The sequence below is a fragment of the Micromonospora sp. NPDC049559 genome (assembly GCF_040676675.1).
In the GTDB taxonomy this organism is placed as follows: Bacteria; Actinomycetota; Actinomycetes; order Mycobacteriales; family Micromonosporaceae; genus JBFAPK01.
The window spans coordinates 1-14,391 of record NZ_JBFAPK010000010.1; the positions used below are offsets into that span (position 1 = coordinate 1).

At 72.0% G+C, this 14,391-nt stretch carries 11 protein-coding genes; 6 read left to right on the forward strand and 5 right to left on the reverse strand.

The annotated features are described in order from the left end of the window. Positions 1-1,038, reverse strand: a 1,038-nt coding sequence (locus AB0J86_RS13830) for an ABC transporter substrate-binding protein (protein ID WP_363856832.1), incomplete at its 3' end; no start/stop codon positions are given. 355 nt (positions 1,039-1,393) lie between these two features. Next, positions 1,394-2,176 carry an RNA ligase family protein gene (locus tag AB0J86_RS13835; protein ID WP_363856834.1) on the reverse strand — a complete coding sequence of 261 codons (783 nt, stop codon included), beginning with the start codon at positions 2,174-2,176 and terminating at the stop codon, positions 1,394-1,396. Positions 2,177-2,408: 232 nt separating this feature from the next. Here AB0J86_RS13835 and AB0J86_RS13840 point away from each other — a divergent pair, with 232 nt between their 5' ends. After that, positions 2,409-3,809, forward strand: a complete 1,401-nt coding sequence (locus tag AB0J86_RS13840) for an FAD-dependent monooxygenase (protein ID WP_363856835.1) — start codon at positions 2,409-2,411, stop codon at positions 3,807-3,809. 156 nt (positions 3,810-3,965) lie between these two features. Here the strand turns inward: AB0J86_RS13840 and AB0J86_RS13845 are convergent, their stop codons facing one another. Together AB0J86_RS13845 and AB0J86_RS13850 are read right to left on the reverse strand one after the other, a co-directional pair. Next, positions 3,966-4,619, reverse strand: coding sequence for an MBL fold metallo-hydrolase (locus tag AB0J86_RS13845; protein ID WP_363856837.1), 654 nt, complete (start codon positions 4,617-4,619; stop codon positions 3,966-3,968). Between the two features lie 8 nt (positions 4,620-4,627). Continuing rightward, positions 4,628-5,344 carry a maleylpyruvate isomerase family mycothiol-dependent enzyme gene (locus AB0J86_RS13850; RefSeq protein WP_363856839.1) on the reverse strand — a complete coding sequence of 239 codons (717 nt, stop codon included), beginning with the start codon at positions 5,342-5,344 and terminating at the stop codon, positions 4,628-4,630. A gap of 179 nt (positions 5,345-5,523) precedes the next feature. Between AB0J86_RS13850 and rsgA the strand changes: the two genes are divergently transcribed. The 4 genes from rsgA (at position 5,524) to uvrC (ending at position 12,843) form a co-directional block, all read left to right on the forward strand. Then, on the forward strand, positions 5,524-6,627 hold the full coding sequence (rsgA, locus tag AB0J86_RS13855) for a ribosome small subunit-dependent GTPase A (RefSeq protein WP_363856841.1): 1,104 nt from the start codon (positions 5,524-5,526) through the stop codon (positions 6,625-6,627). A gap of 187 nt (positions 6,628-6,814) precedes the next feature. Further along, entirely contained in the window at positions 6,815-9,799 is a 2,985-nt protein-coding gene (gene uvrA, locus AB0J86_RS13860; protein WP_363856843.1) for an excinuclease ABC subunit UvrA, read from the forward strand. A gap of 194 nt (positions 9,800-9,993) precedes the next feature. Beyond that, positions 9,994-10,461, forward strand: a complete 468-nt coding sequence (locus AB0J86_RS13865; RefSeq protein WP_363856845.1) for a Rieske (2Fe-2S) protein — start codon at positions 9,994-9,996, stop codon at positions 10,459-10,461. Positions 10,462-10,632: 171 nt separating this feature from the next. Further along, positions 10,633-12,843 (forward strand): excinuclease ABC subunit UvrC, encoded by a 2,211-nt coding sequence (gene uvrC, locus AB0J86_RS13870; protein WP_363856847.1) that lies wholly within the window; start codon positions 10,633-10,635, stop codon positions 12,841-12,843. Positions 12,844-12,936: 93 nt separating this feature from the next. On the opposite strand, the gene AB0J86_RS13875 is transcribed toward uvrC, so the two are convergent. Continuing rightward, positions 12,937-13,632 carry an SDR family oxidoreductase gene (locus tag AB0J86_RS13875; RefSeq protein ID WP_363856849.1) on the reverse strand — a complete coding sequence of 232 codons (696 nt, stop codon included), beginning with the start codon at positions 13,630-13,632 and terminating at the stop codon, positions 12,937-12,939. Between the two features lie 92 nt (positions 13,633-13,724). Here AB0J86_RS13875 and AB0J86_RS13880 point away from each other — a divergent pair, with 92 nt between their 5' ends. Next, positions 13,725-14,303 (forward strand): TetR/AcrR family transcriptional regulator, encoded by a 579-nt coding sequence (locus AB0J86_RS13880; RefSeq protein ID WP_363856850.1) that lies wholly within the window; start codon positions 13,725-13,727, stop codon positions 14,301-14,303. The last annotated feature ends 88 nt before the right edge of the window (positions 14,304-14,391 follow it).

A 14,391-nucleotide genomic window follows, 5' to 3' on the forward strand; every position in this document is an offset into this window, starting at 1 on the left:
CGAGCCGGAGAAGATCTTGTCGGTGATCGACGCCCGGTCGATCGACAGCGAGATCGCCTGACGCAGCTTCGCGTTCTGGAAGCGCTTGTCGTAGAACGGGAAGGCGATCAGCGCGGTGGTCGGCACCGGGGTGTTCTTGGCCCGGTCGCCCAGGTCGGTCTTCCACTTGTCCCCGGCCAGCGCCGAGACCGGCACCTGCTTCATGAAGTCCAGGTTGCCCGAGACCAGGTCCTGGTAGGCGGCACCGTCGTCCTGGTAGATCTTGACGGTGGCGTCCTTGAACTTGACCTTGTCGTCCAGGGTGTAGTCGTCGAAGCGGGTCAGCTTGACCTCGACGTTGTCCTGCCACGACACGAACTTGACCGGGCCGTTGCCGATCGGGTGCTTGCCGAAGTCGTCCGGCTTCTGGGTGAAGAAGGCGTCCGGCAGCGGCATGAACGCGCTGTAGCCCAGCTTCACCGGGAAGATCGAGAACGGCGCGCCGAGGGTGACCTCGAAGGTCCAGTCGTCGATGACCTTCAGGCCGGACATCGTCTTCGACTTCGGCTCCGGGGCCTTCTGCGGGCCGTCCGGGCCGTCCGGGTCGGAGGTGTTGACGTCCGAGAAGCCCTGGATGTCGCTGAAGAAGCTCGCGCCCTGGACACCGTTCGGCGAGTACGCGTCGTAGTTCCAGGCGTCGACGAAGTTCTTGGCCTTCACGACCGTACCGTCGTGGAACTTCGTGTTCTGCTTGATCTTGATGGTGTAGACCTTGGAGTCGGCCGTGGTGATCGACTCGGCCAGGGCGTTCTTGGGAGCACCACCGTCGTTCGGGTAGCTGACCAGCCCGGTCCACAGGAAGTCGATGATCTGGCCGCCACCGGTCTCGGTGGTGTTGGCCGGGACGAGGCCGACCTCCGGCTGCGTGCCGTAGATGGTGATGGCGCCGTTGGTGTCGCCGCCGGACGACTCGTTGTCGCCGCCAGAGCTGCAGCCTGCCGCGACGAGCGCGCAGGCCGCGCCCAGCGCGACAGCGCTCGCACGCTTCGAGACTCTCATTACCGGGGGTCCTCCTCTTCCATGACCAGTCAAAGCCGTGCCGCCAACGCACCCGGCACCGCGCCGGCGTCCGCCGGTGCGGCGAGCCTGGACCGCGTGCTTGGGCATTGGATCGCCCCGCAGGGCAGCTCACGCGAGGGAGTGAGATGACTGCCACTGTGGCACCGACACGACCTTGAGGTGAAGGTGCCGTTATCAAGCCGTTAGAGCGTGTCGGGGTTGGTCAGTGTTGAACCCGGTTCGGGGCCCGAGCGGGCAGATTCGGCGAAGAAGCCGGTGATTACGGTGATCGTAGATATTTTTCGGCTTCGACGAGTTGGCGCGGAGCGTACGGAATGACCGAGCCGTCCGGCGGTCAGCGCCGGCCGCCGCGGCGCCGCAACGTCCGCTCGTAGTCCTGGAAGCGCGCCTTGGCGATCGTCGAGCGGTCCTCCGAGCGCAGCACGATCCCCTCCGCCGGACCGGGTTCGCCGTCGAGGGCGACCGTGGTGCGCGGCAGGCGCTCGCCGAGCAACGCGTGCATCTTCTCGATCTCGGTCGGCAGCTCCGCGGCCTCCAGTGTGGCCAGGCGTGGCACCCACTCCAGCCCGTGCACGGCCGCGGACTTCAGCAGGTCGTACTCGCCGAGGAAGCGCTGGCCGCCGCCGTCGCGCCAGGCCGAGATCCGCTCCGGTGGGGCCGCCAGCAGGTCGGCGTAGTCCTCGATCACCGCGACGTCGAAGAGGCGCCAGCCCACCCGCTGGCTGGCGGTGTAGTGCTTGGACGCGGCCGTGACCCGGCCACCGTACAGCTCGACGTAGTGCACCCGGATCACGTCCCGCCCGGCCGGCGCGAGCCGCTCGGCGACCGGCCGCAACGCCGCCACGATGCCGAGGGCCGGGTTGCCGATCAGGTCGCCCCGGGCGTACAGCAGTTCCTCCCGGCTGCCCAGCAGCCAGCTGCCGTCGGGCAGCGAGATGATCCGCGCGTTGGTGCCGTCGACCTTCTCGGTCAGGAAGACCCGACCCCGGAAGGGCACGCACTCGTCGAGCAGCCCGCCGTTGCGGGGGTCGAGCGCGTGGTAGGTCGGGATCGACGGGTACTTCGTCATCGAGTTGACGGCGCGCAGGTCGGCGGTACGGATGTCGAAGTCGCCCATGTCGTCCCTCCCGTGGGTGTCGGACCAGGATCCTGCCCGGCGGCCGATCCGGCGGGCAACCGGTATCCGAACGGTCCGGGTCGTCGATTCCCGTCGGTGGTAGTGTTCGGCGGACTTCGATCATCAGTCACCGCCGTCGCGCCCACCCGCCGGCCCGTACCGCCGTCGCCGGACCCCGGTCGCACCGGCCCGTGGCGCCCCGCCGACCGCCGTGCCGAGCAAGGAGCATCGATTGTCCCCCTCCCCGTCGCAGCTCTTCGCGGAGTTGACCACGTCCGAGCGGCCCGCCGCCGCCGAGGTCGTCATGGGACGGGCCGTGGTGCTCGGCGCCAGCATGGCTGGGCTGATGGCCGCCCGGGTGCTCAGCGACCACGCCGACGAGGTGCTCGTCGTCGAGCGCGACGAGTCCGAGGCGGACGGCGGGCCCCGGCCGGGCGTGCCGCAGGGGAGCCAGGTGCACGCGCTCCTCTCCGCCGGCCAGGTGCAGCTGGAACGCTGGTTTCCCGGCTTCGGCGAGCAGGCCGTCGCCGCGGGCGCCCCGGAGAAGCTGACCGCCCCGCCGAAGATGTTCATCAACGGGCAGCTGCGCACCGCCCCGCTGCTCCATCCGCCGAAGCCGGCGCTGATCACCACCCGGCCGTTCCTGGAGGCGCTGGTACGCCGGCTGACGCTGGCCCTGCCGAACGTACGGCTGGTGCACGGCCGCGCCGACGGGCTGGTCTTCGACGGCGACCGGGTCACCGGGGCCCGGTACGTCCCGACGGGCGGCGCGGAGCCGGTGACCGTACCGGCGGATCTGGTGGTCGACGGGATGGGCCGGTCCAGCCGGCTGAGCGACTGGCTGGAGGAGAACGGTTGGCCCCGACCGCCGATGCGGCGGATGCCGATCAAGCTGAACTACGCGACGGCGCTGTACGAGCGGGACGAGAACGTCAGCCGCGCCTCGGTGGTGATCTCGCAGGTCACGCCGGCGAAGGACCGGGTGGCCCGGATCGGCGGGATCAACTCGGTCGAGGACAACCGCTGGATCATGCTGGTCGCCGGGTACGACGACGACCGGCCGACCCGGGACGTCGAGGACTTCAAGGCCCGGTGCCGGGACCACTTCCCGACGGAGTTCGGGGAGATCGCGCAGCACGGCCGGATGATCGGGGACGTGGTCACGTACCACCAGGCCGACAGCCGGCGGCGCGACTTCGACCGGCTCGACCGGCTGCCCGCCGGGCTGGTCGCCGCCGGGGACGCGGTCGCGTCGTTCAACCCGATCTACGGGCAGGGGATGACCTCCGCGATGCTGCACGCGTCCTGCCTCTCGGCGTACCTGCGGTCCGGCCCGTCCCCACTGGACGGGCCGGCCTGGGCCTACTTCCGGCTGGTACGGGTGATCGTGGACGCCGCCTGGCAACTCTCCACCTTCGCCGACATCGCGCTGCCGCACGTCGACGGTCCCTACCCGCGCGGCTACCGGGTGACCAAGTGGTTCAGCGACCAGATGTTCCGGGCGTCGATGACGGACCCGGTGGTCAACCACGCGCTGAACCAGGTGGTCACCATGATCGAGCACCCGAGCAGCCTGGCCCGGCCCGGTCTGCTGCTGCGCGCCATCCGGCTCAACCTGTCCCGTCGAAACTGACCGACCCCGGTTCCCGTACGGCTCAGGCGTCCGCCGGCGGCGCGCCGGATCTCCCAGCCACGCCGGCGGCGCGCCGGATCTCCCAGCCACGCCGGCGGCGCGCCGGAGCGGCCCGACACCGCTACCGGGTCGCGGGCCGCATCCTGGCGTCGCCGGCTACCAGCCGCGAGCCCGCCACTCGGGCAGCGCCGGGCGCTCGGCGCCGAGCGTCGAGTCCTTCCCGTGGCCCGGGTAGAACCACGTCTCGTCCGGCAGCCGGTCGAAGAGCTTGTGCTCCACATCGTCGATCAACGAGGTGAACCGGAGCGGGTCCTTGTCGGTGTTGCCGACCCCGCCCGGGAAGAGGCTGTCGCCAGTCCAGAGGTGCGGCGCGCCGGACGGGTCGCGGTAGAGCAGGGCGATCGAACCGGGGGTGTGCCCGACGATGTGGATGACCTCCAGGGCGCAGTCGCCGACCCGTACCGTGTCGCCGTCGATCAGGGTTTCGGAGGCGACGGGCAGGCCGCCGGCGTCCGCCGTGTGCGCCAGGGACTGCGCGCCGGTGGCCGCGAGGACCTCCTCCAGCGCCACCCAGTGGTCCATGTGCTGGTGGGTGGTGACGACGGCGGTGAGCCCGCCGTCGCCGATCAGCTCCAGCAGCCGGGGTGCCTCGTTGGCCGCGTCGATGAGCAGCTGCTGGCCGGTGGAGCGGCAGCGCAGCAGGTAGGCGTTGTTCTCCATCGGCCCCACCGAGACCTTGGTGATGGTGAGGGCGGGCAGCTCCCGTACGTCGGGCGGGCCGCCGGTGGAGACGTCTCCGGTGTAGGTCACGTTCACCTCTAGATCCAGTTGGGAGGGATCGGCAGGGGCCCGTCCGGGGTCACGGCGAGGCCGTCGCCGTCACCGCGCCCGGTGAGCCAGCCGGCCAGCGCGTACGCCGGTCCGGTGACGGTGGGCGCGTCCGTGGCCGCGCCGAGGGTGAACCGGTGACCCGGCTCGGTGGCGACGACCACGACGGCCGGGCCGTCGGGGCGGCCGGCGAGGTCCGTGGCCACCTCGTGCAGGAGCCGGAGGCTGAAGGCGTCCGGCCAGTCCGCGACGCGGTAGCCGGCGGCGAGGTCGACGTGGTGCACCTCGATCTCGCGCAGCCGTCCCCAGACCAGCGTGGCGGCGAGCAGGTCTCGCGTGCGGCCGGTCACGGTGACCGCCCACGCCTCGGCCGGCATCATCGCCACGGCGTGGGCGAACCGCTCGGCCGCCGCGCGCAGGTCCGCGAGCTGCTCGCCGGGCGGGCGGGCCGCGCCCGCCTCGATGTCCGCCGCCCGGGCGGCCTCGCTGGGGTACGCCGGGATGGGCTCGCCGGTACGCGCCGCGGTCAGCAGGTTCACGTAGCTGTCGGCGTTGCGGGCCAGGTGGGCGAGCACGTGCCCACGGCTCCAGCCGGGCAGCAGCGACGGCTCGGCGAGCGCCGCCTCGTCCAGGCCGGCGGCGGTCCGCAACAGCCGGTCGGCGGCCCGTTCCAACTCCGGCATCAGGAGCAGGGGATCGACCGTCACGTTCTGCACCCTAACGGGCCGGAGCGGTCCGGGCGCGCCGGAAATCGCTTTCGGTGCGTCGGCGCGCCCCCTACCGTCGGTGTCGACGCGTCACCGGGTGCAGGACGGAGGTGGGGTTCATGCCGGTCGCCGTACTCGTGTTCACCAGTTCCGGTTCCTACTCCCGTCAGGGGTGACCAATGTTCGAGCAGACCGCCGGCGTCCAGACCAGCGCCGGCGCCCAGAGCCCCGCCCGTGCCGACCTCGTCGCGCTCGGCTGGGACGACACCTTCGCCGCCGAGGCGGCCCGGTGGCGTGATCCGACGCTCGTGGCGGCCCGGGTGCTCCGGGCCGACCGGGGCGTCTGCACGGTGCTCGCCGCCACCGGCACCGTACGGGCCAGCCTGGCCGGCGCCGTCCTCGCGGCCACCGGCGACCCGGTCAACCTGCCCTGCGCGGGCGACTGGGTACTCGTCCGGCGCTGGCCGGACGAGCGCAGCACCGTCGAGGTCGTCCTGCCCAGGCGTACCGCCATCGTCCGGCGTACCGCCGACAAGGACTCCTCGGGTCAGGTGCTGGCCGCCAACTGCGACACCGCCGCCGTGATCGAACCGATGCACCCGGCCCCGGACGTGGCCCGGATCGAACGGCTGCTGGCGCTCGCCTGGGAGTCCGGCGCCCGTCCGCTGGTCGTCCTCACCAAGTGCGACCTGGCGCCGGACCCGGCGGCCGTGGTGGCCCAGCTCGCCGAGGTGGCGCCCGGTGTCGAGGTACTGCCGGTGAGCGCGCAGCGCGGGGACGGGCTCGCGGCGCTGCGCCCCCGGGTCGGCCCGGGGCGGACCCTGGCGCTGCTCGGCCCCTCGGGCGCGGGCAAGTCGACCCTGGTCAACGCGCTGGCCGGGGCCACGGTGATGGCCACCCAGCAGATCCGCCGGGTGGACGGCAAGGGCCGGCACACCACCACCTACCGGGCGTTGGTCCCGATTCCGGGCGGTGGGGCGGTGCTGGACACCCCCGGGGTACGCGCCGTCGGGCTGCTGGACGCCGCCGCCGGTCTGGACCGGGCCTTCGCCGAGGTGACGGCGCTGGTCCGCCGGTGCCGCTTCGCCGACTGCGGGCACGCGGCCGAGCCGGGCTGCGCGGTACGGGCCGCGCTGGAGGACGGCACGCTGGCACCGCGACGCTGGGAGAGCTGGCAGCGGCTGCAACGCGAGGTCGCGGTGGAGACCGGGCGGCGGGACGCGCGGCTGGCGTCCGTCGACCGGCGGCACCTAGCGCGCCGATCTAGGGCAAATCGTCGTTAGTTGATCTCCGATCACGAAGATTTGCCCTAGATCGGCGTGCGGAGCTGTGGGAATGGCCGGGCGCGCGAAAGTGTCGTACCCCGGGGCTATCGTTGCCGGGGCGCTTCTCGTGTGCCGGATGCGACGGCCGAAGTGCGCCCGACAAGCGGACATACCCTTACTTTCTTCACCCGGGAGTGCACCCACAGTGGCCGACCGACTGATCATCCGCGGCGCGCGCGAGCACAACCTCCGCGACGTCAATCTCGACCTGCCGCGGGACGCGATGATCGTCTTCACCGGGCTCTCGGGTTCCGGCAAGTCCAGCCTCGCGTTCGACACGATCTTCGCAGAGGGGCAGCGGCGGTACGTCGAGTCGCTCTCCTCCTACGCCCGCCAGTTCCTGGGGCAGATGGACAAGCCCGACGTCGACTTCATCGAGGGGCTCAGCCCCGCCGTCTCGATCGACCAGAAGTCCACCTCCCGCAACCCGCGCTCGACCGTGGGGACGATCACGGAGGTCTACGACTACCTCCGGCTCCTCTTCGCCCGCGTCGGCGAGCCGCACTGCCCGGTCTGCGGCGAGCGGATCTCCAAGCAGAGCCCGCAGCAGATCGTCGACCGCGTCCTGGCGATGGAGGAGGGCATCCGCTTCATGGTGCTCGCCCCGGTCATCCGCGGCCGCAAGGGGGAGTACGTCGACCTCTTCGCCGAGCTGCAGTCCAAGGGTTACGCGCGGGCCCGGGTGGACGGGACGGTCCACCCGCTGACCGAGCCGCCGAAGCTCAAGAAGCAGGAGAAGCACACCATCGAGGTGGTGGTCGACCGGCTCACCGTGAAGCCGAGCAGCAAGCAGCGGCTCACCGACTCGGTCGAGTCCGCGCTGGCGCTCTCCGGCGGGCTGGTCCTGCTCGACTTCGTCGACCTGCCCGAGGACGACCCGAACCGCGAGCGGCGCTACTCCGAGAACCTGGCCTGCCCGAACGACCACCCGCTGGCGATCGAGGACCTGGAGCCGCGGGTCTTCTCCTTCAACGCCCCGTACGGCGCCTGCCCCGAGTGCACCGGCCTCGGCACCAAGAAGGAGGTCGACCCGGAACTGGTCGTACCGGACGTGGAGCGCACCCTGCGCGAGGGGGCGATCCAGCCCTGGTCCGGCGGCCACACGCTGGAGTACTTCCTGCGGCTGCTGGAGGCGCTGGGCGAGGCCGAGCACTTCGACCTGGACACGCCGTGGCGGGCGCTGCCCGCGCGGGCGCAGAAGACGATCCTGCACGGCTCCGGCGACCAGGTGCACGTGCGGTACCGCAACAAGTACGGCCGCGAGCGCTCCTACTACACCGGCTTCGAGGGCGTGGTGCAGTGGATCGAGCGGCGGCACAACGACACCGAGTCGGAGTGGTCCCGGGAGAAGTACGAGGGCTACATGCGGGACGTGCCCTGCGCGGCCTGCGGCGGCGCCCGGCTCAAGCCCGAGGTGCTGGCGGTGACGCTGGCCGGCCGCAGCATCGCCGAGGTCTGCGCCCTCTCCGTGGGCGAGTGCGCCGAGCTGCTCGGCTCGATGACGCTCACCGACCGGCAGAAGATGATCGCCGAGCGGGTACTCAAGGAGATCAACGCTCGGCTGCGGTTCCTGGTCGACGTCGGGCTGGACTACCTCTCGCTCGACCGGCCCGCCGGTACGCTCTCCGGCGGCGAGGCGCAGCGGATCCGGCTGGCCACCCAGATCGGCTCCGGCCTGGTCGGCGTCCTCTACGTGCTCGACGAGCCCTCGATCGGCCTGCACCAGCGGGACAACCACCGCCTGATCCAGACCCTGGTCCGGCTCCGGGGCCTGGGCAACACGCTGATCGTGGTCGAGCACGACGAGGACACCATCCGTACCGCCGACTGGATCGTCGACATCGGGCCGGGCGCGGGCGAGCACGGTGGCCGGATCGTGCACAGCGGCTCCGTGGCCGACCTGCTCGCCAACACCGAGTCGCTCACCGGGGACTACCTCGCCGGGCGCCGCTCGATCGTCACGCCCGCGCAGCGCCGGCCGCAGACGCCGGGCCGGGAACTGGTGGTCCAGGGCGCGCGGGAGCACAACCTGCGCAACCTGACCGTGAGCTTCCCGCTCGGCCAGCTCATCGCGGTCACCGGGGTCAGCGGCTCCGGCAAGTCGACCCTGGTCAATGACATCCTCTACACCGTGCTCGCGAACCAGATCAACGGCGCCCGGCTGGTGCCGGGGCGGCACACCCGGATCACCGGGCTGGAGCACGTGGACAAGGTGGTCGGCGTGGACCAGTCGCCGATCGGGCGTACCCCGCGGTCCAACCCCGCCACGTACACCGGCGTCTGGGACCACGTCCGCAAGCTCTTCGCCGAGACGACCGAGGCGAAGGTACGCGGGTACGGGCCGGGCCGGTTCTCGTTCAACGTCAAGGGCGGCCGGTGCGAGGCGTGCAGTGGCGACGGCACCATCAAGATCGAGATGAACTTCCTGCCGGACGTCTACGTCCCCTGCGAGGTCTGCAAGGGCGCCCGGTACAACCGGGAGACCCTTGAGGTGCACTACAAGGGCAAGACCGTCTCCGACGTGCTGGAGATGCCGATCGAGGAGGCGGCCGAGTTCTTCTCGGCCATCCCGGCGATCCACCGGCACCTCAAGACCCTGGTCGACGTGGGCCTCGGCTACGTACGGCTCGGGCAGCCGGCGCCGACGCTGAGCGGCGGCGAGGCGCAGCGCGTCAAGCTCGCCTCCGAGCTGCAGAAGCGCTCGACCGGCCGGACCGTGTACGTGCTCGACGAGCCGACCACCGGCCTGCATTTCGAGGACATCCGCAAGCTGATCGGCGTACTGTCCAACCTTGTCGACAAGGGCAACACGGTGATCGTGATCGAGCACAACCTCGACGTGATCAAGACCGCGGACTGGCTGATCGACATGGGCCCCGAGGGCGGGCACCGGGGCGGGACCGTGCTCGCCGCCGGTACGCCGGAGGAGCTGGCGGAGGTTCCGGAGAGCCACACCGGCCAGTACCTGCGACCCGTGCTCGGGCTCGAGGGCGAGGGGACGGGGGCGGCCGCCGCCACCGCCCGGGCGGCGAAGGCGAACGGCGGGAACGCCAAGGCGGGCGGCGCGAAGGCGTCGGCCACCGGGGGCCGGAGCCGGGCGACCCGGCGTACCCCGGCCAAGTCGGCCTGACCGCGGCCGGCCGCGTCGGGAAGCCGGCGGCGGCCGTGACCGGCCGCGCTGAACGCCTGTGGCGGCCGTGACCGGCCGCACGCTGGGCCGACCGGTGACGGCCGGCGCGGTGAACCGCGTGTCACAGTGATGCGTGTTTCTGGGTACGGCCGTCTCCGACCAGGCGAGCGGCACGCGATCAGGAAGGCTAGGGCATGAGTGACGATCAGGTGGTGACCGGGCTCGGTGGGCAGAGCCGCCGCGCGCTGCTGGCCGGCGCGGGTGCGGTGGGTGTCTCCGTCGTGCTGTCGGCGTGCGGTACCGACGGCTCCGGCGACGGCACCGCCGCCCCCGAGGGCGGCGACACCACCACCGGCGGCGCCCAGCCGGGCGGTGGGGACGTCCTCGCCAAGACGGCGGACATCCCGGTCGGCGGCGGCGCGATCTTCGCCGCCAAGGGCGTCGTGGTGACCCAGCCGACCGCCGGTGACTTCAAGGGCTTCAGCGCCATCTGCACCCACCAGGGCTGCCCCGTGGCGAGTGTCGACGGCGGCACGATCAACTGCACCTGCCATGGCAGCAAGTTCTCCATCGCCGACGGTTCGGTGAAGACCGGTCCGGCCACCAAGCCGCTGGCCGCCAAGAACGTCTCCGTCGAGGGCGACAACATCACGCTCGCCTGACCCACCCCTCCTCGTCGATCTAGGGCAAATCCGCGTTAGTTGATCTCCAATCACGCGGATTTGCCCTAGATCGCGGAGGGGCGCGGTGGGGCGCGCGGTGCGCGGCGCGGCGCGTGGCCGGGCGCGGCGGGCTGCGGGATCTTGACAGGGGTACGGACTAGGCTGGTTTTCGTGGCAGACCCCTCGACCTACCGTCCGGCACCCGGCACGATCCCGGACGCACCCGGGGTCTACCGCTTCCGGGATCCCACCGGCCGGGTGATCTACGTCGGCAAGGCGAAGAGCCTGCGCAGCCGCCTCAACTCCTACTTCGCCGACCCCTGGTCGCTGCACGAGCGCACCCGGCAGATGGTCACCACGGCCGCCTCGGTCGATTGGATCATCGTCGGCACCGAGGTCGAGGCGCTGCAGCAGGAATACACCTGGATCAAGCAGTACGACCCCCGCTTCAACGTCCGCTACCGGGACGACAAGTCGTACCCGTACCTCGCGGTCACCCTCGACGAGGAGTTCCCCCGGCTACAGGTGATGCGCGGCGCCAAGCGCAAGGGGGTGCGCTACTTCGGGCCGTACTCGCACGCCTGGGCGATCCGGGAGACGCTCGACCTGCTGCTGCGGGTCTTCCCGGCCCGGACCTGCTCCGCCGGGGTCTTCAAGCGTGCCGGCCAGGTCGGCCGGCCATGCCTGCTCGGCTACATCGGCAAGTGCTCGGCGCCCTGCGTCGGCAGCGTCTCGGCCGAGCGGCACCGCGAGATCGTCGACGGCTTCTGCGACTTCATGGCGGGCCGCACCGACACGATGGTGCGCAAGCTCGAACGGGAGATGACCGAGGCCAGCGAGCAGCTGGAGTTCGAGCGGGCGGCCCGGCTCCGGGACGACATCGCCGCGCTGCGCCGGGCCATGGAGAAGCAGACCGTCGTCTTCGGCGACGGTACCGACGCCGACGTGGTCGCATTCGCCGAGGACCCGCTGGAGGCGGCGGTCCAGGTCTTCCACGTCCGCGACGGACGGGTACGCGGCCAGCGGGGCTGGGTGGTGGAGAAGGTCGAGGACCTGACCACGGGCGACCTGGTGCACCACTTCTGCACCCAGGTCTACGGCGGTGAGCAGGGCGAGACCGACGTGCCCCGGGAACTGCTGGTGCCGGCTCTGCCGGCGGACGCCGACGCGCTCGCCGACTGGCTCTCGCAGCACCGCGGCGGGCGGGTCACCCTGCGGGTGCCGCAGCGCGGCGACAAGAAGGCACTGCTGGAGACGGTGGCGCGCAACGCCGCCGAGTCGCTGACCCGGCACAAGCTGCGCCGGGCGGGCGACCTGACCACCCGGGGCAAGGCGCTCGACGAGATCGCCGAGGCGCTCGGCATGCAGACCGCCCCGCTGCGCATCGAGTGCTACGACGTCTCGCAGATCCAGGGCACCGACGTGGTGGCGAGCATGGTCGTCTTCGAGGACGGGCTGCCGCGCAAGAGCGAGTACCGCCGCTTCGCCATCCGGGGCGCCACCGACGACCTATCCGCGCTCTCCGAGGTGCTGCGCCGCCGGTTCGCCCGCTACCTGGACGCGGCGGCGAACTCCCGGGGCGAGTTGGAGAGCCCGGGCGTGGCCGGCGACTACTTCACCACGGAGGCCGGCGGACTGGGCCAGGAGACGGTCGGGCTGGGCGAGCCGCCATCGGCCGACGTCGACGAGCCGGCGGGACTCGACGAGCCAACCGGACTGGGCGAGCCGGCGGGACTGGTCGGACCGGCGGGCCTGGGCGAGTTGGCGGACCCGGGCGGCAAGGCCGGCGGACCGGCGGCCGGGGCTGTCCCGCCGGACGACACCTCCCGTCCGGGCATCGACCCGACCACCGGCCGGCCGCGCCGGTTCGCGTACCCGCCGCAGCTCGTGGTCGTCGACGGCGGTCAGCCGCAGGTCGCCGCAGCGGCCGCCGTACTGGCCGACCTCGGCATCACCGACGTGGCGCTCTGCGGTCTGGCCAAGCGGCTGGAGGAGGTCTGGCTGCCGGACGACGAGTTCCCGGTGATCCTGCCGCGCGCCTCCGAGGGGCTCTACCTGTTGCAGCGGCTGCGCGACGAGGCCCACCGCTTCGCCATCACCTTCCACCGCCAGCGCCGCTCGAAGCGGATGACCGCCTCCGGGCTGGACTCGGTACCGGGGCTGGGGGAGGTGCGCCGCAAGGCGCTGCTGCGCCACTTCGGCTCGCTCAAGCGGCTCTCGTCGGCGAGCGCCGAGGAGATCATGGAGGTGCCCGGGGTGGGGCGCCGTACCGCCGAGGCGATCATCGCGGCGCTGCGCGGCGACGAGGCGACCGTCCCGGGGGTGGTGGCCGGTGACGACGCGGCGGCCCGGCCGGCGGACGAGCCACCGGCCGGGCCGTAGCGGACGCCGGGACCGCGGGGCCGTAGCGGGCGCCGGGATCGCCGGGCCGTAGCGGACGCCGGGCCCCGGCCGGGATCGCCCGGCCGGCCGGTCTCAGGCGGCGCCGTAGAGCACCGACGGGTCGAGCGCCAGAGCGCCCTTGAGCTGCTGGCCGCCCTCGTCCACGAGCACCTCCAACGCGCCCTGCTCGATGCCGTCGAACGCCCTGCGGGCCACCTCGGCCGGCGTGCTCTTCGGCTCGCTCCGGTGCGCGACCATCTCGGTGTCGGTCCAGCCCGGGTGCAGGCTGGTCACGCCGACGCCCCGCGGGGCCAGCTCCACGCGCAGCGAGTTGGTCAGCATCCAGGAGGCCGCGCGGGTCGCGGAGTACGAGCTGTAGTCCGGGAGCGCCAGCCAGGAGAGCACCGAGTTGACGTTGAGCAGGTGCCCCTTGTTCGCCACCAGGATCGGCGCGAACGCCCGGGTGACCTGGAGCGTCCCGAAGTAGTTGACCTCCATCTCGCGGCGGATCCTGTCCAGGTCGTCGGTCAGCACCTCGCCGCCGAGGTGGACGCCGGCGTTGTTGACCAGGATGTCCACGTCGCCGGCCCGGGCCGCCGCGGCGGCCACCGAGTCCGGATCCGTGATCTCCAGCGCCAGGGGCACGGCGCCCGGGACGCTGACGCTCTTCGGGTCGCGGGCGGCGGCGTACACCTTGCGGGCGCCGCGCGCCAGCGCCTCCTCGACCAGGGCCTTGCCGATGCCACGGTTGCCGCCGGTGACCAGCACGACGCTGTTTTCGATCTTCATTCGGGCACTCCAAAGGTTGGAAACCGATCGGTTTCCACACAGCGTAAACCGATCGGTTTCCGATGCCAAATGCCGGGGGTACGCTTCTCCGTATGACCACGATCGAGAAGGCCGGGCCACGGGAGCGGCTGCTCCGGGCGGCCGGCGAGCTCTTCTACCGGGAGGGCATCACCGCCACGGGCGTCGAACGGCTCTGCCAGGTGGCGGGCGTCTCGAAGCGGTCGATGTACCAGCTCTTCGAGACCAAGGACGAGCTGGTCGCGCAGGCCCTGGAGCGGTTCGGGCCGGTGACCCTCGCCGCCCACCTCCCGGACGAGGCGGCGCCGCTCACCCCGCGCGAGCGCATCCTGTACCTCTTCGAGCGGTGGGATGCCTCGGCCGGGGACCCGGAGTTCTACGGCTGCCCCTGCGTCAACACGGCGACCGAGCTGAAGGACGCCACCCACCCGGCGGCCCTGGTGGCCCGCCGGAACAAGCGGGAGCTGATCGACTTCTTCGCGCGACAGGCCACCCTCGGCGGCGCGCGCGATCCGGAGACGCTGGCGCAGCAGCTCACCGTCGTCTTCGACGGCGTGGCCGCCCGGACGCTGGTCGAGGGGGCCGGGGTCGCGGGGCTCGGCGTCGCCACCGCCGCCGCGCTGCTGGACGCCGGCGGGCTGCGGGCCGGGTAGGGCAAGCCGCCAGCCGGCCGGGCTCGGCGCCGCCGTCCCGACCGGCGGGGGCCGGATAGAGTACGACTCCGGCCGCGGCGCGTTCGAC